The 19,753-nt window shown below is 72.6% G+C and carries 17 protein-coding genes; 1 reads left to right on the forward strand and 16 read right to left on the reverse strand.

What is annotated here, in order from left to right; all coding sequences use genetic code 11:
- Positions 1-2 precede the first annotated feature (2 nt).
- On the reverse strand, positions 3-908 hold the full coding sequence (murQ, locus tag CI089_RS05770; RefSeq protein WP_218823016.1) for an N-acetylmuramic acid 6-phosphate etherase: 906 nt from the start codon (positions 906-908) through the stop codon (positions 3-5).
- 126 nt (positions 909-1,034) lie between these two features.
- On the opposite strand from murQ, the gene CI089_RS05775 reads away from it, so the two are divergent.
- Entirely contained in the window at positions 1,035-1,901 is an 867-nt protein-coding gene (locus CI089_RS05775) for a MurR/RpiR family transcriptional regulator (protein WP_094260644.1), read from the forward strand.
- Between the two features lie 86 nt (positions 1,902-1,987).
- On the opposite strand, the gene CI089_RS05780 is transcribed toward CI089_RS05775, so the two are convergent.
- From CI089_RS05780 to CI089_RS05855, 15 genes are all read right to left on the reverse strand, one after another.
- The gene (locus tag CI089_RS05780) at positions 1,988-2,341 is read right to left on the reverse strand and encodes a metal-sensitive transcriptional regulator (protein WP_094261258.1); all 354 of its coding nucleotides are present in this window, start codon (positions 2,339-2,341) and stop codon (positions 1,988-1,990) included.
- Complete coding sequence (locus tag CI089_RS05785; protein ID WP_094261259.1) at positions 2,338-4,023, reverse strand: FAD-dependent oxidoreductase; 1,686 nt, start codon at positions 4,021-4,023, stop codon at positions 2,338-2,340. Before CI089_RS05785 ends, CI089_RS05780 begins: the two co-directional genes overlap by 4 nt.
- A 342-nt stretch (positions 4,024-4,365) precedes the next feature.
- Positions 4,366-5,859, reverse strand: a complete 1,494-nt coding sequence (locus CI089_RS05795) for an aldehyde dehydrogenase (NADP(+)) (RefSeq protein WP_094260646.1) — start codon at positions 5,857-5,859, stop codon at positions 4,366-4,368.
- A complete protein-coding gene (locus CI089_RS05800) occupies positions 5,856-7,409 on the reverse strand; it encodes an FAD-dependent oxidoreductase (protein WP_094260647.1) in 1,554 nt (517 codons plus the stop codon). The genes CI089_RS05795 and CI089_RS05800 overlap by 4 nt, the downstream gene beginning before the upstream one ends.
- Positions 7,406-7,732 (reverse strand): (2Fe-2S)-binding protein, encoded by a 327-nt coding sequence (locus CI089_RS05805; protein WP_094260648.1) that lies wholly within the window; start codon positions 7,730-7,732, stop codon positions 7,406-7,408. Before CI089_RS05805 ends, CI089_RS05800 begins: the two co-directional genes overlap by 4 nt.
- Positions 7,729-8,895 (reverse strand): NAD(P)/FAD-dependent oxidoreductase, encoded by a 1,167-nt coding sequence (locus CI089_RS05810; protein ID WP_094260649.1) that lies wholly within the window; start codon positions 8,893-8,895, stop codon positions 7,729-7,731. The genes CI089_RS05805 and CI089_RS05810 overlap by 4 nt, the downstream gene beginning before the upstream one ends.
- Positions 8,892-9,602, reverse strand: coding sequence for a GntR family transcriptional regulator (locus tag CI089_RS05815; protein WP_094260650.1), 711 nt, complete (start codon positions 9,600-9,602; stop codon positions 8,892-8,894). Before CI089_RS05815 ends, CI089_RS05810 begins: the two co-directional genes overlap by 4 nt.
- Positions 9,599-10,579: an ornithine cyclodeaminase family protein gene (locus CI089_RS05820; RefSeq protein WP_218823017.1), complete on the reverse strand. Its 981-nt coding sequence runs from the start codon at positions 10,577-10,579 to the stop codon at positions 9,599-9,601. Before CI089_RS05820 ends, CI089_RS05815 begins: the two co-directional genes overlap by 4 nt.
- Positions 10,576-11,577 carry a proline racemase family protein gene (locus CI089_RS05825; protein ID WP_094260651.1) on the reverse strand — a complete coding sequence of 334 codons (1,002 nt, stop codon included), beginning with the start codon at positions 11,575-11,577 and terminating at the stop codon, positions 10,576-10,578. Before CI089_RS05825 ends, CI089_RS05820 begins: the two co-directional genes overlap by 4 nt.
- Positions 11,578-11,632: 55 nt before the next feature.
- On the reverse strand, positions 11,633-12,535 hold the full coding sequence (locus tag CI089_RS05830; protein ID WP_094260652.1) for a dihydrodipicolinate synthase family protein: 903 nt from the start codon (positions 12,533-12,535) through the stop codon (positions 11,633-11,635).
- Entirely contained in the window at positions 12,532-15,291 is a 2,760-nt protein-coding gene (locus CI089_RS05835; protein WP_256977543.1) for a glycoside hydrolase family 127 protein, read from the reverse strand. Before CI089_RS05835 ends, CI089_RS05830 begins: the two co-directional genes overlap by 4 nt.
- A complete protein-coding gene (locus tag CI089_RS05840; protein ID WP_094260653.1) occupies positions 15,258-16,700 on the reverse strand; it encodes an aminopeptidase P family protein in 1,443 nt (480 codons plus the stop codon). The genes CI089_RS05835 and CI089_RS05840 overlap by 34 nt, the downstream gene beginning before the upstream one ends.
- On the reverse strand, positions 16,697-17,986 hold the full coding sequence (locus tag CI089_RS05845) for an alpha/beta fold hydrolase (RefSeq protein WP_094260654.1): 1,290 nt from the start codon (positions 17,984-17,986) through the stop codon (positions 16,697-16,699). Before CI089_RS05845 ends, CI089_RS05840 begins: the two co-directional genes overlap by 4 nt.
- Entirely contained in the window at positions 17,983-18,873 is an 891-nt protein-coding gene (locus tag CI089_RS05850; protein WP_094260655.1) for an ATP-binding cassette domain-containing protein, read from the reverse strand. Before CI089_RS05850 ends, CI089_RS05845 begins: the two co-directional genes overlap by 4 nt.
- On the reverse strand, positions 18,870-19,751 hold the full coding sequence (locus tag CI089_RS05855) for an ABC transporter ATP-binding protein (RefSeq protein ID WP_094260656.1): 882 nt from the start codon (positions 19,749-19,751) through the stop codon (positions 18,870-18,872). The genes CI089_RS05850 and CI089_RS05855 overlap by 4 nt, the downstream gene beginning before the upstream one ends.
- Between the last annotated feature and the right edge of the window lie 2 nt (positions 19,752-19,753).

A 19,753-nucleotide genomic window follows, 5' to 3' on the forward strand; every position in this document is an offset into this window, starting at 1 on the left:
GGTCAGGCGCGGTCGCGCACGGCTTCGCGGACGAAGCCCGCGCCCGCACTGAGCCGTTCGCGGGCGGTGGCCGCGTCGACGTCGCAGAGGATCGCGACGATCGCCGTCTTGGCATGGCCGTCGGCCTCGTCGAGCGCGCGGCGCGCAGTCGCGGCGTCGCACTCGGTCGCGGCCTGGACGATGCGGACGGCACGGGCCACGAGCTTCTCGTTGCTCGGCCGGACGTCGACCATGAGGTTGCCGTAGACCTTGCCGAGACGCACCATCGTCGCCGTCGAGATCATGTTGAGGACGAGCTTCTGGCTCGTGCCGGCCTTGAGCCGGGTCGAGCCGGTGAGCACCTCGGGACCGTTGTCGATCTCGATCGCGACGTCGGCGTGGGCGCTGATCTCGGCGTTCGGACTGCACGAGATCGCCACGGTCGCCACGCCGACACTGCGGGCTCGGTCGAGGCCGCCGAGGACGTAGGGGGTGCGACCGGATGCCGCGATGCCCACGACGACGTCGCGCTCGGTGAGCCCGATGCCGGTCAGGTCGTCGGCACCGAGCTCGCGGGAGTCCTCCGCACCCTCGATCGCACGGAACATCGCCTCGTGACCGCCCGCGAGCAGGCCGACCACCTGGGCGGGGTCGGTGCCGAATGTGGGCGGGCACTCGGCCGCGTCGAGGACGCCGAGACGGCCGCTCGTCCCCGCCCCCTGGTAGACGAGACGTCCTCCGGACGACAGGGCGGTGACGGCGAGGTCGACGGCTCTCGCGATCGCCGGGATCGCGACCGCGACGGCCCCGGCCACGCCGGCATCCTCGTCGTTCATGACGCGGAGGATCTCGTCGACGGTCATCGCGTCGAGGTCGCCCGTCAGCGGATTGGGCGTCTCGGTGGCGGGGGTCGGGTGCGGGGTGGTCACGGGTGCTCCTCGTCGGGATGCAGCACACGTCGATGCGTGCGTGGCACTTTGTTTCACACAGAGTGCTCTTGGCGGCATCTTTTGTCAAGATCTGTGGAAGACTGAACCGACTTCCCGAGGAGGCACATGGACGGCGACGTCCTCGAAGCGACCCGCGCGATCATCCCCCGTCTGCGCCCGGCTGAGGTGCAGGTGGCTCGCGCGGTGCTCGACGATCCGCCTTTCGCGGTGACCGCGACGGTCACCAGCCTCGCCGAGCGAGCGTCGGTCTCGCAGGCGTCGGTCGTCCGCTTCGCGAAGAGCCTCGGATTCGCGGGGTACCCCTCGTTCCGCGTCGAGCTCGCCCAGGAGGTCTCACGGCGAGCGATCGAGCTCGAGCGCTCGAACATCGCTGAGGGCGAGCTCAACCCCTCCGACTCCCCCGCCGAGATGGTCGCGAAAGTCGCGTTCCACGAGGCGCGAACGATCGAGCAGACCGGTCGGATGCTCGATCTCGAGGCCCTCGAGCGCATCGCCCGGGCGATCGCCGACAGCGAGCGGGTCGTCACCTTCGGCGTCGGCGCGTCGGGCCTCGCCGCGGCCGACCTCGCGCAGAAGCTGCAGCGCATCGGCATCATGTGCCTGAGCTCGCACGACACGCACGTTCAGCTTGTGCACGCGGCCCTCGCCGACGCGCGCACCACCGCGATCGCGTTCTCGTTCAGCGGCGGCACGATCGATGTGCTGCGAGCGGTCGAGATCGCCTCCGGCGCGGGAGCGTTCACGGTCGCGATCACGAACGACACCGCGTCGCCCCTCGCCGCCGCGGCATCCGCCACCTTGCGCACCCCGGCCCGCGAGGCGACCCTGCGCGCCGCCGCGCTCGCGAGCCGGATGGCGCAGCTCGCGGTCGCCGACTTCGTCTTCATCCGGGTCGCCCAGCTGCGCTACCCCGACCTCGACGCCGCCCTCAGCGCCACCCGCGCCGCCGTCGGCACCCAGCATCTGAGGTGACCTGCCCGTCGACTCGCCAGAAAGCGCGGGTCCGGGGGTGCCGGCATCCGCAGTTCGTGGCGAGTCGACGGGTTGGCGGGGCGGGGTCAGGCGAGCGTCAGGAAGAGCTTCTCGAGCTCGGCGACCGTGAGGCGGCCGGGAGGAGCGGAGGAGGCGGCCTCCCCGTCCCTGTCCGCGTCCGCCTCGGGAGCGGATGCCGCGACCTCCGCGTCCGCGTCCGCGTCGGTGATGCACTCGCGCATCGCGGTCGCGATGATGGCGAATCCCGCACGGTCGATGGCGCTGCTGACCGCCGCGAGCTGCGTCACGACATCGCGGCAGTCTCCGCCGCCCTCGACCGCGGCGATCACCGCGGCGAGCTGCCCCTGCGCACGCTTGAGCCGGTTGGCGACCTTGCGCACCGCCCGCGGGTCGTGAAGTGCACGGTTCTCATCGGTCATGTCGTCGCTCCCCGGGTCGTCGAAGTTCCCGCCACCCACGTACGGTATCCGCCATCGAGGTTGCGCACGTCGTGGCCCCGCTGCGCGAGCAGCCGCGCCGCGGTGTGGCCGCGCTGGCCGACCATGCAGTGGACGACAACGGGCCCGCCCGGGAGCTCGCCCTCTCGCTGTCGCAGCTCGTCGAGCGGGATGTTCACGGCACCGGGGATCGAGCCGGCCGTGTGCTCGGCCGGGCTCCGGACGTCGACGAGCGTCGCCCCGTCACGCAGCGCGGCATCCAGCTCGTGCCACTGCAGCGTCCGGGTGATGCCGTCAGCGATGTTCTCCGCGACGTAGCCGAGCATGTTCACCGGGTCCTTCGCCGAGCCGTAGGCCGGGGCATAGGCGAGCTCGAGCTGCGACAGCGCACTCGCGGTGAGCCCTGCCGCCATCGCGACCGCGAGCACGTCGATGCGCTTGTCCACCCCCGCCCCGCCGACGATCTGCGCGCCGAGGATGAGGTCGGTCGCCGAGTCGACGATGAGCTTCATCGCCAGCGGCTCCGCACCCGGATAGTAGGTGGCGTGGGATGCGGGGTGCGTGTGCACGATGCGATGCGGTCGACCGTCCGCGCGCACGCGGCGCTCGTTCCAGCCCACGATCGCGACGGTGGTCCCGAACAGCCCGATGATCGCGGTGCCCAGAGCTGGCGCAGCTTCGCGGGTCACGGCTCCGGCTCCCTCCCCGGATGCGGCTCCCACCCCGGCTCCCGCGATGTCATCCGCGGCGGCGCGCCCGTGCCGGTTCGCCAGACCCGCCATCGTCACGAGGACCGGCTCGCCGTCGACGTGGTCGACCTTCTCGACGCCGTCGCCGACGGCCCAGATGCCGTCGACGGACGTGCGGTGGCGCCGGTCGACCCGGATGCCGCCGGCGCGCCCGATCGCGACACCGGCAGCCTCGGCGAGGTCGCGCTCCGGCCGCACCCCGCTCGCTTCGATGACGAGGTCGGCCTCGAGCACGGTGCCGTCGCTGAGGATGACCCTGCCGGCCTCGGCGCCGGTGACGGTAGCGCCGAGCCGCAGGTCGACGCCGGCCTCGCGCAGGATCCGCGTCAGCGGCGCGGCCATCTCGGGGTCGAGCGGCGACAGGACCTGGTGGCCCCTCGACACCAGGGTCACGTGGGCACCCCGGGTGCGGAGGTTCTCGACCGCCTCGAGCCCGATGAAGCCGGCACCGACGACCACGGTGCGGGGCGCGGGCCCGGCGGCGTCCAGCACCTCGAGGACGCGATCGACGTCGTCGATGGTCCGAAGCGTGTGGGTCGGCACGCCAGCCGCTGCGGGTCCGGGTGTCGCCGCCGCACCGGTGGCCAGCACGAGCTCGTCGTACCGTTCGACCGCCTCGAGACCGCTCCGCAGATCGCGCACCGTGATCGTCCGCGCCTCGGCGTCGATCGCCGTCACCTCGTGACGCACATGGACCTCGAGCGCGAACCGCCGCGCGAGCGCCTGCGGCGTCTGCACCAGGAGCGATGACCGATCCGGGATCACCCCTCCGACGTGGTACGGCAGTCCGCAGGTGGCGAACGAGACGTGCGGGCCGCGTTCGTACACGGTGATCCGGCGGGATTCGTCCAGGCGGCGCAGCCGGGTGGCGGCGCTCATGCCCGCAGCAACTCCCCCGATGATGATCGTCCTCATGCGATCCATAATACCCCCGGGGGTATAGTCGGGTCCTGAGCTCGTCGTCGACGAGACACCGACGGAAACGGAGAACACGCACCATGTGCCGACAGGTCACCTGCAGAACGTGCGGCAAGACGACGTGGGCCGGATGCGGCCAGCACGTCGATCAGGTCATGCGCGGGGTCCCGCAACGCGATCGCTGCGCCGGCCACGACTCCCCGCCCCGCACCGGCACCTTCCTCACCCGCCTCTTCTCCCGCTGAGCCCCCACCCATCCCGTCGAGTCGCCACGAAAGGCGGGTCCGAGGGGTGCGGGATCCGCAGTTCGTGGCGAGTCGACGGGAGGAAGGGACGGGGTCAGAGCTGCAGGATGCCGTCGACGCGGCGGGGGATGCCGAGCGGGTTGGCCTCCTGCAAGGCGGCGGGCAGCAGCGCGTCGGGCACGTTCTGGTACGCGACCGGCCGCAGGAAGCGGGTGATCGCGGCGGTTCCGACCGACGTCGTCCCGACCGCTGTCGTGGCGGGGTACGGGCCGCCGTGCTGCTGCGCCCACGTCACGGAGACACCGGTCGGCCACTGGTTCCAGAGCACGCGGCCGGCCTTCGTCGCGAGCACCGGCAGCAGCTCGGCCGCCACCGCGTCCCCCTCCTCGGCGACGATCGTCGCAGTCAACTGACCCTCGAGCAGCTTCGCGACCGCAACGAGCTGGGCATCGTCGTCGTACTCGGCGACGAGGGCCGCCGGCCCGAACATCTCCGACACGAGGGCGTCGGGGTCGGCGATCACAGCTGCGGCGGTCGTCCGCAGCAGCGCGGGTGCGGGCGGCGCGTCGTCGCCCGACGAGGACGTCCCCGCCAGCACGGCGACCCCGTCATGACCGGCGGCGGCGTCCAGCGCGCGGCGGAAGCCCGAGGCGATCGAATCGTTGAGCAGCGGCGCGGGCCCCGGCAGCACGATCGAGGCGAGCGCGTCGACGACCCCCGATCCGGCGGGCACGAGCAGCAGCCCGGGCTTCGTGCACAGCTGCCCCGCACTGCCGGTGACCGAGGCGACGAACTGCTCGGCGACCTCGGCGCTGCGGCCCGCCGCGGCACCGCGCGTGACGAATGCGGGGTTCACGCTGCCGAGCTCGCCGTAGAACGGGATCGGCTCGGGTCGCGACATCGCGATGTCGAACAGCGCCCGGCCGCCGGCGATCGATCCGGTGAACGCGGCGGCACGAACCTCGGGATGCCGCAGCGCATGCACCCCGGCATCCGTCCCGTGGATGACCGTGAAGATGCCCGAGGGTGCGCCGGCGGCGGTCAGGGCGGCGGTGACGATCTCGCCCGTCAGCTGCGACAGGTGCGGGTGCCCGGGGTGGGCCTTGAGCACGACGGCGTTCCCCGCCGCGAGCGCACTGGCGGTGTCGCCGCCGGCGACGGAGAACGCGAACGGGAAGTTGCTCGCCGCGAAGACGAGCACCGTGCCGATGCCCTCGAGCTGACGGCGGATGTCGGGGCGCGGCGCCCCCATCGGATAGTCAGCGACCGCGTGATCGATGCGCGCATCGAGCCAGGAGCCCTCGGCGAGCACCTCGGCGAACAGGCGCAGCTGGAACGTCGTGCGCTTCAGCTCGCCGCGCAGCCGCGCCTCGGCGAGGTGCGTCTCGCGGCCGGCGAGGAGCACCAGGTCGTCGGCGCGCGCGTCGAGCCCTTCGGCCACCGCGCGCAGCGCCTCGCCTCGGACGGCGATCGACGCCGCTCGCCAGGCGGATGACGCGTCGGCGGCGAGCCCGACGAACGCGTCGACCTCGCCGATCGGGGTGTCGGCGACGGGAGTCGCGGTGGCGGGGGAAGCGGCGGTGGTCATGAGCGTTCCTTCCGGGGAGAGAGGTCTGCGGGGTCAGAGACGTCTGCTTGGTCAGAGACTTCTGCGGGGTCAAGGGCGTCTGCGGGGTCAGGGCGGTCGGCGAGCTCGGCGAGATCCGCGACGCGGAGGGGCGTGCCGATCGGCCGGCGGACGAGGGGCTCGACGTCGGCGGCCCGCCGGGGTCGTCCCGTCTCCCGTTCGACGAGGCACGAGAGCGCGAAGCCGCACACGCGCCCCTGGCACATCCCCATTCCGGGGCGCGCGGTCACGCGCACATCCCGGGCGTCGTCGGCGGCGAGGTCGGTCACCGTGTCGCGGACGGCCGAGACCGGCACCTCCTCGCACCGGCAGACGAGGGTGTCGTCGCGGAGCCAGGTCGCCCACTGCTCGGGCACGGGGCTCGCCCGGTGCATCCCGACCGCGAAGCTCCGACCGCGCGCGATCCGCCGCCGCAGACGCCGGGCCGATGCCATCGGCACCGCGAGACCCGCGTCGACGGCCACGGCGAGGGCCGCCAGCTCACCCTCGGCGCACGACTGCACCGCGCCTCCGATGCCGGTCGCCTCGCCTGCGGCATAAAGACCGGGAACACTCGTGCGCTGGTCGCCGTCGACGACCGCGACGAGCGATCCGTCGACGTCGATGCGGGTCTCCGCCCCGGCACCGACCACGAGCTCGATCTGCGGCGTGAAGCCCCAGCCGAAGGCGACGAGGTCGACGTCGAGGGCGCGCTCTGTTCCCGGCCGCACGCGCCCGGCGGCATCCACCCGGGCGATCGTCGCGCCGGTCACGCGTCCCTCCCCCGCGACCGACGTCACGATCGTGCGGGTGCGCAGCGGGATCCGTTCGCGGACGAATGTCGTCGCATAGCCGACGCCTTCGATGAGCTTGCCCGGCTCCTGCAGCGCGCGCAGCGGCGTCGCGGCCCAGCGCGACAGCGCGTTCGCCTCGCAGACAGCGACGACCTCGACACCCGCCCGCGCGAGTCCCGCCGCCACCGAGAGGAGGAACGGCCCGGTTCCCGCGACGACGGCGCGGCGGCCCGCCGCGACCTGGTTCGCCTTCAGCATCGCCTGCACGCCGCCGGCGGCCATGACGCCGGGCAGCGTCCAGCCCGGCACGGGCAGCTGCCGATCGTAGGCTCCGGGCGCGAGCACCACGCGCTCGGCGCGGATCGCGCGATCGACCGCCGCCGCGGCATCCATCCCGGTCACGGCGGTCGTCCGCATCAGGAACCCGCCGCCTGCCTCGCGGTCGATCCGCCACACCTGCCGGCCGGCGCGGTGGACGACGCCTCCGGTCTCGACCTGGCGGCGGAGCCGATCGCGCAGCCCGCGATAGTGCTCCCAGTGATGGTGCCCCGTGTGCTCGGGATCGGCGAAGGCATCGAGGTGCCGTTCGTCGGGATGCCGCCAGTACTGGCCGCCCGTCTGCGTGCCCGCATCGACGAGCACGACCCGCAGCCCCGTCTCGGCGGCCGTGACGGCGGCCGAGAGACCGGCGGGGCCGGCACCGACGACGGCGAGATCGGCAGGGTTCTCGACACTCACGACGCAGCCTCCTCGGCTGGCGCCGCTGACGACGGCGCGGGCCCGGGCAGCGGCGCATCCGGGTCGTCGCTGCGGACGTCCTGCCCGCTCCGTGCGGGCGTGACGCAGGCCCGCTGCGAGCGCTGTCCGTCGACGCTCAGCAAGCAGTCGTAGCAGACGCCGATGCCGCAGAAGAGCCCGCGGGGCTCACCGCTTCCCCGCGTCGTCCGCCACGACACGACGCCGGATGCCGCGAGCGCGCCGCCCACGGTCTGGCCGGGGCGGAACGGCACCGGCGCCCCGTCGAAACGGAAGGAGCCCCCGCTGATGATCTCCGCGCTCATGCCGCGACCCGCTCCGCGAAGCGCTCGGGCCGGAAGGCGTCGAGCGGCAGGTCGGTCGTCTCACCGCGGAGCGCCTGGACGATGAGGGCCGCCGTGCCGACGGAGAGCCCGATGCCGGCGCCCTCGTGTCCCGCGGCATGCCAGAGTCCCGGAAGCCGGGCGTCCGGACCGATGACCGGCAGATGGTCGGGACAGTACGGCCGGAAACCCGAGTACGTGCGGAGGATCTGCACGTCGGCGAGCACCGGGAACAGCTCGGCGCCCGCGCGCGCGACACGCCCGACGGCCTCGGCCGAGAACGACGTGTCGAAGCCGACGCGCTCGCGGCTCGCGCCCATGAGGATCGTGCCGCTCGGCGTTCCCTCGACGACCGACGAGACCTGCAGACCCGCATCCGAAGACGCGACGTTCTGCACGTACTCGGCGGCGTAGACCTTGTGCCGCACGGTCACGGGGACGGGCTCGGTCACGAGCACGAAGCCGCGCCGCGGGAGGACGGGCAGCTCGAGCCCGGCGAGCGCGGCGATCTCGCCCGCCCACGGCCCGGCGCAGTTGATGACGACACCCGCGTCCATCGCGCCGGCGCTCGAGTCGATGCCGATCGCCCGACCGGCGCGGGTGCGGATGCCGGTGACCGTCACGCCCGTCAGCAGCCGGGCGCCGCGGTCTCGGGCGAGCCGCAGCAGGTGGTGCGCGGCGAGGACGGGCTGCACCTGGGCGTCGTCGGGATAGTAGACGCCACCCGCCATAGCGGGGTTCAGGTAGGGCTCGATGCCGTGGAGTGCCGCGATGTCGGGGACGTCGTCGGCACGGATGCCGAGCGAGCGCTGGTGTTCGGCGAGCGCGTCGAGGGCCGTCTTGCCGTCCTCGCTCGCCGCGACGACGAGTCCGCCCTTGGCCTCGAACTCCCACCTCGACGCGTGCTCGGCGAGCTCGCCGCGCCAGATGCGCTGCGAGTGGAGAGCGAGTTCGAGCTCGGGCCCGACCTCCTTGTCGGAGACGAGGAGGTTGCCCTCGCACCGGCTGGTCGTGCCGGCGGCGATCGTGCCTCGCTCGACGACGGTCACCGAGAACCCGGCCTCTGCCGCCGCTCGGGCGACCGCCGCGCCGACGATGCCCGCACCGATGACGAGGACGTCGGGGCGCCCGGGGCGATCCGTCACGTGCCGACACCGCCGTCCGCGGCATCCGAGCGCGCGGGGGCCTCTCCCGACCAGTCGGTGAGCACGTGCTCGATGTGACGGTGGACGAGGTCGCGCGCTCCCGCGGCGTCGCCCGCCTCGATCGCATCGAGCATGAGGTCGTGCTCGTGGGCCGACGCGACGAGGCGCCCCTGCTCGTGCAGATTCGCCAGTCCGAACAGTCGCGTCTGCGAGCGCAGCCCCGCGACGAGGTCGACGAGCCGGCCGTTGCCCGCGTACTGCAGCAGCGCGAGGTGGAAGTCGCTGTCGGCTGCGAGGTACTCGACGAGATCGCCCGACTGCGCGCCCGCGACGATATCGGCCGCCTTGCGCCGGAGGTCCGGCAGGGCCGAGGCCGGGATGAGCGGGGTGGCGCGCTCGACGGCGGGCGGCTCGAGCATCAGGCGCAGCTCGGTGACCTCGCGGAGGTCGCGCTCGGAGACCTCCGTGATCTGGAAGCCGCGATTGGGAATCGTGACGACGAGCCCCTCGCGGGCGAGGTCGAGCATCGCCTCGCGGATGGGCGTGGCAGAGACGCCGAACTGCTCGCCCAGGCTCGGCGCGGAGTAGACGCGGCCGGGCTGCAGCTCGCCGCTGATGACGGCGGCGCGGAGTGCGCGCGTGACGGTCGAACGGATGCTGGGCTGCTTGTCGAGCCGGACCACGTTGCGGAACTCGGGCGTGCTCATGTCGTCTCCTCCGATGCGGACCCCCGCCGCATGACCTCCATGATCCCCTGCACGACGGCGAGGTCTTCCCAGGCCATGCCGACGCCGGTGTACACGGCGGGCGCTCCGGGCCGGCGAGCGACCCCGCCGGCGACGAGCTCGACGAGGTTGGCGGGGTCGGCGAGGGGCCCGCCGTCGCGTGCCGCACCCGCGAGATTGCCGCTCTCGCGAACGGCCGAGGCGCGGGCCTCGACGACGACATCGGCGGCCCGCACGAGGTCGGCGCCGATCTCACGGTGATCGAGCCCGTGCGCCCCGACGGCGGCGACGACGGCGCTCGGCGCGATGTCGCCCAGATCGAGGACCGGCGTGCTCGAGGAGGTCGCGGTGACGACGACATCCGCGTCCCGCGCATCGGCGAGCGTCCCGGGCCGGGCGTCGATGCCCCGCTCGCGAAGGGTCGCGACGGCATCCTCGACCCGTTCGGGCGTCCGAGCGATGATCGTCACGTCGCCGACCGGCAGGATCGCCGCGAGCGTCGTCGCGTGCTCGATCGCCTGGGGGCCCGAGCCCAGCACCGCGAGACGGTCGATCCGCTGTCGCGCCCCGCGCGGGTCGGCGGCGAGCAGGTCGCGGACGGCGACGGCGGTGACCGCGGGCGTCCGCAGCGTCGTCAGCCGCGTGCCGTCGACGATCGCCGTGGGCTGGAGCGTCTCGCGATCGAACAGCAGGTACCAGGCGCTGATCTTCGGCAGCCCGAGCCGGGTGTTGCCGGGCGCGATCGTGGCGACCTTGATGCCGGCGGCATCCGGTGACTCCGACGGCATCAGCAGGAAGTCGCCCGCCGACAGCGGCGCGAAGATCCGTTCGTGGTCGGCCTCGACGTCGAGCCCCGATCGCAGCGCCGCATCGATCGCCTCGACCGCCGCGGCGGGGGTCATCGCGCGCTCGATGTCGGCCGCCGAGACGACGGGGACGCCGACCGATGGCCGGCTCACAGGACGAACCCCTCGGGGAACGGGTCGCTCGGGTCGAGCATGTACTGCGCCGTGCCGGTGACCCACGCGCGGCCGGTGATCGTCGGGATCACGGCGGGGATGCCGGCGACCTCGGTCTGCTCGACGAGGCGACCCGTGAAGGCGGTGCCGATGTACGACTCGTTGACGAAGTCGGTGTGCAGCGCAAGCTCGCCGCGGGCGTGGAGCTGCGCCATGCGCGCGCTGGTGCCGGTGCCGCAGGGCGACCGGTCGAACCAGCCGGGATGGATGGCCATCGCGTGCCGCGAGTGCCGCGCGGTCGATCCGGGCGCTTCGAGATAGACGTGATGGCAGCCGCGGATGGTGCGGTCGACCGGATGCACGGGATCGTCGGCCTCGTCGACCGCCGCCATGATCGCCAGTCCAGCGCGCAGCAGGTCGTCCTTGCGCGACCGGTCGAACGGCAGTCCGAGGTCGTCGAGGCGCACGATGGCGTAGAAGTTGCCGCCGAACGCGAGGTCATAGGTCACCGCACCGACCCCCGGGACGTCGACCGTGCGGCCGAGCCCGACGGCGAACGAGGGCACGTTGCGGATGGTGACCCGCTCGGCGTGACCGTCCGACACCGCCACCTCGGCGATGACGAGACCCGCGGGGGTGTCGAGCCGGATCGTCGTGACCGGCTCGACCACGGGCACCATGCCGGTCTCCACCAGCACGGTGGCGACCCCGATCGTGCCGTGGCCGCACATCGGCAGGCAGCCCGACACCTCGATGTAGAGCACGCCGACGTCGGCATCGGGCCGGGTGGGCGGCTGCAGGATGGCACCGCTCATCGCGCTGTGACCCCGCGGCTCGTTCATGAGCAGCCGTCGCAGCCCGTCGTTCTCGGCCATGAAGCGCTGCCGCCGCTCCTCCATCGTGGCGCCGGGCAGAGTGCCGACACCGCCGACGATGACACGGGTCGGCATCCCCTCGGTGTGGGAGTCCACGGCGTGGAAGACGTGCTTCGTGCGCATGCGGCAGCCTTTCGGTCGTCGGCGGGGCGGGTTCAGCGGGGACGGATGCCGCGGGTCAGCGGTAGCCCTTGCTCAGCACGGCCTCGGTGTCGGCGATGATACGCGCGGCGACCTCGTCGGGCAGGGCGAGGCGCGGCGGACGCGTCGTCGTGTTCGTGAGCACGCCGGCGACCTGCTGCGAGAGCTTGATCGCCTGGACGAACCAGGTCTTGGAGTCCCAGCGCAGCAGCGGGTGCAGATCGCGGTAGATCTCGCGCGCCCGCACCCAGTCCCGCGGGTCGTCGGAGGTCGAGAGCGTGTAGAGCTCGACCGTCGACGCGGGGATCGCGTTGGGGTAGCCGGCGACCCAGCCCACGGCGCCGTTGAGGCCCAGCTCGAACACGACGTCGTCGGATCCGATCGAGATGTCGAGGCCGGGCGCGAGCTCGCGGATCTCGTAGGCGTGACGGACGTCGCCCGAGAACTCCTTGACCGAGACGATGAGCCCCTCGGCGAACAGCCGCGCGAGCAGGTCGGGACGCAGGTCGACCTTCGTGTCGATCGGGTTGTTGTACGCAAGGATCGGCAGGCCGACCGCGGCGACCCGGCGATAGTGGTCGACCACTTCGTCGTCGCTCGCCCGGTAGGCGTTCGGCGGCAGCAGCATGACGGCCGGCGCGCCGTTCTCGGCGGCGTGCTCGGCGAAGCGCACGCTCTCGAGAGCGCCGTAGGCGCCGACGCCCGGGATGACGGCGGCATCGGGCGCGGCCTCGACGGCGGTGAGGAAGACGCGCTTGCGCTCCTCCTCGGTGAGCGTCTGATACTCGCCGAGCGAGCCGTTCGGGATGATGCCGGTCACGCCGTTCTGCGTCGTGAAGCGCACGAGCTCGGCATAGGCGTCGTAGTCGACGGACAGGTCGTCACGGAACGGCAGCGTGGTCGCGAGGTTGACGCCGTGCCAGGGCTTGCGGTCGGTCATGTGTCGTTCTCCGATCTGGCGATGTCAGGCGCCGGTGTCAGTGCAATTGCAATGGTATCCATTTTCGGGGCGGGCGGAAGAGTGAGTCGGTGACGCGCCTCTTCGTTGCCCGCCCGATCCGTCGCGGCGAACTCGATCACCTGCTCGCGATCCGTGAGGGCGCGGACGAAGGCTTCCTGGAACGTGGCCCAGAACGTCCCCTCGCCCTGCCATCGGATGGCGTCGACCCCCGACACGTCGTCGGTGGCGACGAGCGTGATCTCGACGGCGGCGCCGAGCTGCGTCATCCGCGCCTCACTCCGCGGGGGCTCGGTGTCGATCGCGAGTTCTCGTCGCGCGGTGCTCGACCGCCCCTGCTCGTCGATCGCGCGCGCCTCGAGCCGCACGAGGCCCTCGCGATCGACCACGACGGGGCCGTCCGCCGCGCGCCACGGATCATCGTCGAGGCGCAGCTCGACGCGCACGGCTCCCGATGCCCGCACCTCGACGGTCGGTGGCGCGGTGAACCAGCCCGACGCCGCCGGCGCGGGCGACACGGCGATCTCGATGTCCGGCGGCATGACGGCATCGGGCAGCGCGGCGGTCTCGGCGAGGAACTCCCGCGCACGCCGGGCGGATTCCGCGAACCCCGGCGCGCCATCGCCGGCCGCGAGCCCGGCGGCGACGACGACCCGGGCCTCGGACCCGCTCAGCAGATTCTCCGTCATCCCCGCTCGGCACACCGCGACGAGGCGGTCGAGCAGCTCGGCGTCGTCCCGCGGCGCGGGCTCGGCCCACAGGACGTCGACCAGTGTGGTGCCGTCGGCCCGTCGCCGCGCGGGCACCCCCGTCTCGACGCCCGCGAACCCGATCGTCCGGTCTGCGCCTCGCGAATACAGGTGGTACCGCTCGTCGGAGCCGTTCCAGACCGGTTCGTGGCGAAGCCCGGCGATCGGCACCGCGCCGGTCGCCGCGAGCGCCGCCGAGACATCGGCGACATCGGCACGGGTCGCGCCTCCCGGCATCCGCTGGGCGTTCCACGCTCGTTCGATCGTCGTCGTCGACTCGTCACGCGCGACGAGCACGTGCGGCCCGTAGCGCAGGCTGCGCAGTTCCGGATCGTCGATCGTCGGCTCGGAGCGGAGCGCGGCGGGCAGCGTCAGCTCGATGCGCTCATCGCCCTGCCACGCACGGTCGATCGTGACGACACCGCCCGGGCGCGCGTCGAACTCGATCCGGCGTCCATCGACGGCGACCTCGGCCGAGCCGGCCACCCACTCCGGGATGCGCAGGTGGATCATCAGCGGCACCGGGCGGGCCTGGGTCGTCCGCACCCGGAGCGTGACGCGATCGGCGAAGGGATGATCCTGGTCGATGTCGACGCGGATCCCGCGCTCACCCCAGCGCAGCTCGGCGGGCGTGTAGCGGGCGACCCACAGCGCGGGCTCCGCGCCGGTGCCGCGGAAGAAGATCCCGGCCTGGTGACCCACGTGGTTCTCGAGCCCGGTCCCGCCGCAGCACGTGCCGACGTTGTCGTACTCGGGCAGCGCCCCGGCATGCACCGGGAACATGTACGTCACCTCGGGACTGTCGTCGGAGTCGACCGCGCGCCGCGAGCCGAGGATGTGGTTCTGCCGCGCCCGCTCGGCGTAGTCGAGGAAGCGCGGCGCGAGCGTATGAGTGAACAGCGCCTCGGCGAGCTTGACGAGGTTGTAGGTCGCGCAGGTCTCGGCGTTGCGCCGGCCGATGTCGCCGGCGACCGTGCGCGGCGGGCCCCAGAGCTCGTTCTCCCCGGTGCCGCCGTGCGCGTACATCCGCCCCGGGACGACCTGGTCGAAGACGCCGATCGCGGCGGCGAGATACCGGCGTTCGCCGGTCAGTTCGTATTCGCGCACGTAACCGACGAGCTGAGGCAGGTGCTGGTTGGCGTGCATGCCGTCGAGGATGTCGTGCCCCGACGATGCCGCGTCGAGCAGGTCTGCCTGATCGAACGCCCGCGCCGCCGCGAGGAAGCGCGGCTCGTCGGCGATGGCGCTGAGCCGCGCGAGCGTCTCGTTCATGCCGCCGAACTCGCCCGCGATGTAGAGCGACCACATGCGCTGGCGGTGGTCGTGATCGAGCTTCTCGAGTCGCCCCGAGATCCAGTGCGCCATGCCCGTGACGACCTCGAGCGCCTGCTCGTTGCCCGCGAGCTCGTACGCGTCGAGAAGGCCCGCCATGAGCTTGTGACACGTGTAGTACGGGGCCCAGATCTCGCCGTAGGGGGCGAGATGCTCGAGCCGTGCGAACTGCCACTCCCCCGACGCGAAGAGAAGGCCCGGGTGCGAGTATCGCCCGGTGGCGGCGAGCGCCTGCTGCACCTCGGCGAGGCCGCCCACGAGCTCGTCCACGCGCGACCGGAGCTCGTCGTCGTCCTCGCCCGCAGCCGCCAGCGCGAGCATCGAGAGGAAATGGCCCGTGTAGTGCCCGCGCAGCAGGTTCGCCGTCTGCGCAGCCTCACGACCGGGATAGTCGTGCTCGCCCCACGGCTCCTCCGCAGGATGGCCGAAGCCCTCCCACGCGCCCGGAGGCTCCGCGCCGCGGGTGTCGAGCCCGGCACCCGCACGGAACACCGCGAGGAGCCGGTCGATCGGGTAGACCCGGGCGAGGTGCAGCATGCGGTCACGGGCCGGCGCGAACGCGCTCGTCGGCTTCAGTCGCACCGCCCCGTAGGGGAACGGCAGCGCGCGGGGTGCGGCATCCGTCATCGCTCGCCCGCCCACTGCGCGCGCGTCCACGCCTCGACCTCGGCGGCGGAGATCGGGAGCGCCGCCGACAGCACCTCCGAGCCCGAGCCGGTCACGAGCACGTCGTCTTCGAGGCGCACGCCGATGCCGCGCAGCTCGGACGGCAGCGTGAGGTCATGCGCGTGGAAGTACAGGCCCGGCTCGACGGTCATGACGACGCCCGGCTCGAGCGCCGCGCCCATGTAGTCCTCGTAATACGCCTGACTGCAGTCGTGCACGTCGAGACCGAGGTGATGGCCGATCCCGCAGGCGAGGTATCGGCGGTGCTGCTGGCCCTCGGGCGACAGGGCTTCGTCGACCGAGACCGGCAGCAGCCCCCAGTCGTGCAGGCCCTGCGCGACGACCTCCATCGCGGCGAAGTGGAAGTCGAGATACGCCACGCCCGGACGGATGCGGTCGAGTCCCGCGCGGTGCGCCTTCTCGACGAGGTCGTGCACGGCGCGCTGCGTCTGCGAGAACGTTCCGCTCGCGGGGACCGTGCGGGTCACGTCGGCGGTGTAGAGCGACCGGGCCTCGACACCCATGTCGAGCAGCAGCGCGGCATCCGGCACGATGTCGCCGTCGCATCGCACCCAGTGCAGGATCGGCGCGTGCGCTCCCGACCCGACGATCGTGGAGTAGCCGGGCCCGTTCCCGAACGTGCGGGCGTGCCGGTCGAACGTCCCCTGCAGCCACCGCTCGCCGAGGCCGTCGGCGATGGCTCGCGGCACCTCGGCCACGACCGCGCCGAAACCGGCGACCGTCGCGTCGACGGCCGCACGGAGCTGCCCGATCTCCCAGTCGTCCTTCACCATGCGCAGGCGGGCGAGCGCACGTTCCAGCTCGGCCGACACCTCCGCGCCGACCTCGGCGGCGAGCGCTGCCGCCGAACGCGCGGCCCAGGCGCCGCGCAGCTCGCCGTGGCGCCGCTCGAGCGCAGCGAGCGGCTCGACGGTCATGCCCAGCGCGTCGGCCCACTCCGGCAGGCCGGCCGACGGCCCGACCCAGAGCTCGCCGTGGTTCGCGTCCGAGAAGAAGCCGGCGTCGCCCGGGCGGAACGGCGGCGGCAGGTACAGCACGGCGTCATGTCCCCCGGCGGCGGGCCACAGCACGACCACGGCACCCTCGACCTGGCACGCCGTCAGCCAGACGAAGCCGCTGTCGGCGCGGAAGCCGTAGTGCGCGTCGTCGTTGCGGACGGGCGCGTGACCGGCCGCCGCCACGATCGGGTGCCCGGGAAGGGCAGCGCTCAGGCGATCGCGATGAGCGGATGCCGCGGCCGCGGCGCCCGCGGGCAGGTGCGGTCTGGTCGGCACGTCGGCCCAGTCGCGCGAGACGAACTCGGTGAACGCCGGCACCTGCGCGAGGCGCGGGTACCGCGTGCCCGCGTAGGGCGGACGGGTGGTGTCGGCAGCGGTCATCGCTTCTCTCCTCCGCGGTCTCGGACCAGCTCGCGCAGTCGCGTGAACGTGCGACCGGAGCCGATGCCGTCGTGCTCGAACTCATTCGTCACCCACGACTGCGCGTTGCCGATGCGCGACATCGTGTCGAGCTGCAGCCCGGCATCGACGTACATGTCGTCGAAGTACACCGCCGCCGCCAGCGGCACGTCGTTCGCGGCGAGCCGGTCGAGGTCGTACAACGGCGTCCAGGCGTCGCGGCCGGCCAGCGCATGGACGGCATCCCGGAACCCGCGCAGCAGACGCACCTCGTCGAACATCCAGGGGAAGGCCATCTCGCCCGTGAACAGCAGGGGCCGCCGGTCCTCGTCGAACTCGGGACGACGGTCGCGCTCGGCCTGCGCCGCCCACGCGGTCGGCCCGCTGCTCGGGTCGCCGTAGATCGATTCCTGCAAAGTCCAGAACAGCGGGTTGCCGGCGCTGGAGCTGAGCGACTGCACATCGGCGAGGAACGCCTCCGAGAGCCGGCCGGGACGGGCGAAGGCCTTCTCGACGAGCCAGTGCAGGCGCTCGTGGCCGGGCTTCATCCCGAGGTCGATCCCGAGCGACTGGAAGCGGCGCACGGTCAGCACGTCGCCGTCCGGGAGCGTCACGTCGCCCTCGGCGAGGCGGTCGGCGATGCGCGCGATCGCCTCGGCGTCCTCGGGGAATCGGCGATAGAGCTCAGCCGTCTTCGCCGCAGCGCGATCGAAGGTGCGGGCATAGACCTCGGCCGCGCGCGGCGGGGTGCCGGGGATGCCGCCGCAGACGTAGCAGGCGGTCAGCGCCTCGGGCGCCGTTGACAGGTAGGTGAGCGTGAGGAAGCCGCCGTAGCTCTGCCCGAGTGTCGCCCACCGCCGCCCGCCGTAGAGCGTCTCGCGCACGTGTTCGAGGTCGCGGACGATCGAGTCGGCCCGGTGGAGGGCGAGGAGGTCCGCGCCGGCCGCGGCGTCGAGCCCCGCGACGTCGACGGCTTCGAGGGGCGTGCTGCCCCCGGTGCCGCGCTGGTCGACGAGCACCACGCGGTAGTCCCGCAGCGCCTCGTCGATCCACCCGTCGCGGCGCAGCGGCCGCGGGTTCGCCCCGCCGGGCCCGCCCTGCAGGAACGCGAGCAGCGGAAGGTCGTCGCGCGCCCGGTCGGGATCGACGAGCTCGCGGACGAGCAGCTCGATCGTGCCCGCCGCGGCCGTGCCGCCGCTCCAGTCGAGCGGGACGGCGATGCGACGTTCCGCGACGCGGATGCCGGGCAGGTGGTACTCGTTCGTCATGACGCCTCCGTCTGGGTATCGGATGCCGCGGCTGCCGCGCGGGCCCGGCGAGCCCTCTCGGCGGCGCGCCGGCGGCGGTCCCACTCGGGGTTGATGCGGGGCACCGCGGCGAGCAGCGTGCGAGTGTACTCGTGCTGGGGGCTCTCGAAGACGCGGTCGCGCTCCCCCGTCTCCACGATGGAACCGCGGCTCATCACGGCGATGCGCGTGGCGATCTGGCGCACGACGGCGAGGTCGTGCGCGATGAAGAGGTACGCGAAGCCCTCGTCGCGCTGCAACGCGGTCAGCAGGTTGATGACCTGCGCCTGCACCGAGACGTCGAGCGCCGACACGGCCTCATCGCAGATCACCATCTTCGGGCCGACCGCGAGCGCCCGGGCGATTCCGATGCGCTGCGCCTGACCTCCCGAGAACTGCGCCGGATAGCGGTCGGAATGGTCGGGATTGAGCCCCACCCGGTCCATGAGCGACCGTGTGAACGCGCGCGCCCCACCCGGGATCTTCCGGTTCTGATACCGCAGCGGCGCCGTCACGAGTCGCTCGACGGTGTGCTTGGGGTTCAGCGACGAGTACGGGTCCTGGAAGATCACCTGGACGTCGCTGCGGAACGCCAGGAGGTCGCGCCCCTGCAGGTGCGTGACATCCCGTCCCTCGAACTCGATCGTCCCCGCCGTCGTGTCCATGAGACGAGCGATCAGTCGCGCGGCGGTCGACTTGCCCGAGCCGGACTCGCCGACGAGGGCGAGGGTCTCGCCCCGCCGGATGTCGAGGTCGACGCCGTCGACGGCGCGGAATCGGCTGCTGCGCGAGAACATCGTCGCGCCCGGGCTCGCGAACTCCTTCACGAGGCCCGTCGCACGGCACAGCGGTGTGGTCTGGTCGGTCATGCCGGCTCCTCCTCGATCTCGCGGTCCGGGTCGATCTCGTGGTCCGGCACGATCGCGATGTCGGTCGTGCGCAGCTCGCCGATCGCGTCGTCGATGCGGGGCACGGCGTCGAGCAGTCGCCGCGTGTACTCCTCCTGCGGGTCGCTGAAGACCCCTTCGACGCTGCCCCGCTCGACCATGCGACCGGCTCGCATGACGACGATCTGCTCCGTCACCTCGCTGACGACCGCGAGGTCGTGGGTGATGAGGATGAGCCCGGCGCCCGTGTCGCGGCGGATCTCGGCGAGCAGATCGAGGATCTGCGCCTGCACCGTCACGTCGAGGGCCGTGGTCGGCTCATCCGCGATGATCAGCTCCGGCTCCATGCTGAGCGCCATCGCGATCATGATGCGCTGCCGCATCCCGCCCGAGAACTGGTGCGGGTAGTGGTCGACGCGCTTCGCGGCATCCCGGATGTGCACCCGCTCCATCGCCTCGATCGCGACCCGGCGGGCCTCGCGGCGCGAGACGCCCGACCGGTGCGACCGGTACGCCTCGGCGATCTGCGTGCCGACCGTGTAATAGGGATTCAGCGATGACAGGGGGTCCTGGAAAATCATCGCGATCCGATCGCCACGGACCTGCCGCATCTCCCGGCCGGGGAGGGTCAGCAGATCGCGTCCGTCGAAGGTGACGGCGCCCGACGCGCTTCCCCCCTTCGGCAGCAGCCCCATGATCGCGAGGCTCGTCATCGACTTGCCCGAGCCCGACTCGCCGACGATGCCGAGCGCACCGCCGCGCGGGATCGCGAAGCTCAGGCCGTCGACGACGCGGGCGGTGCCGCCGGCGGTGCGGAACTGCACCGTCAGGTCGTCGACGCGCAGGAGGTCGTCCGTCATCG

The organism is Microbacterium sp. Yaish 1, from assembly GCF_002245215.1.
Lineage (GTDB): Bacteria > Actinomycetota > Actinomycetes > Actinomycetales > Microbacteriaceae > Microbacterium.

Bases quoted from the DNA above. Each gene is read 5' to 3' on its own strand.
- CI089_RS05775 (WP_094260644.1), top strand. From the start codon at position 1,035: ATGGACGGCGACGTCCTCGAAGCGACCCGCGCGATCATCCCCCGTCTG.
- CI089_RS05780 (WP_094261258.1), bottom strand. From the start codon at position 2,341: ATGACCGATGAGAACCGTGCACTTCACGACCCGCGGGCGGTGCGCAAG.
- CI089_RS05785 (WP_094261259.1), bottom strand. From the start codon at position 4,023: ATGAGGACGATCATCATCGGGGGAGTTGCTGCGGGCATGAGCGCCGCC.
- CI089_RS05795 (WP_094260646.1), bottom strand. From the start codon at position 5,859: ATGACCACCGCCGCTTCCCCCGCCACCGCGACTCCCGTCGCCGACACC.
- CI089_RS05805 (WP_094260648.1), bottom strand. From the start codon at position 7,732: ATGAGCGCGGAGATCATCAGCGGGGGCTCCTTCCGTTTCGACGGGGCG.
- CI089_RS05815 (WP_094260650.1), bottom strand. From the start codon at position 9,602: ATGAGCACGCCCGAGTTCCGCAACGTGGTCCGGCTCGACAAGCAGCCC.
- CI089_RS05825 (WP_094260651.1), bottom strand. From the start codon at position 11,577: ATGCGCACGAAGCACGTCTTCCACGCCGTGGACTCCCACACCGAGGGG.
- CI089_RS05830 (WP_094260652.1), bottom strand. From the start codon at position 12,535: ATGACCGACCGCAAGCCCTGGCACGGCGTCAACCTCGCGACCACGCTG.
- CI089_RS05840 (WP_094260653.1), bottom strand. From the start codon at position 16,700: ATGACCGCTGCCGACACCACCCGTCCGCCCTACGCGGGCACGCGGTAC.
- CI089_RS05845 (WP_094260654.1), bottom strand. From the start codon at position 17,986: ATGACGAACGAGTACCACCTGCCCGGCATCCGCGTCGCGGAACGTCGC.
- CI089_RS05850 (WP_094260655.1), bottom strand. From the start codon at position 18,873: ATGACCGACCAGACCACACCGCTGTGCCGTGCGACGGGCCTCGTGAAG.
- CI089_RS05855 (WP_094260656.1), bottom strand. From the start codon at position 19,751: ATGACGGACGACCTCCTGCGCGTCGACGACCTGACGGTGCAGTTCCGC.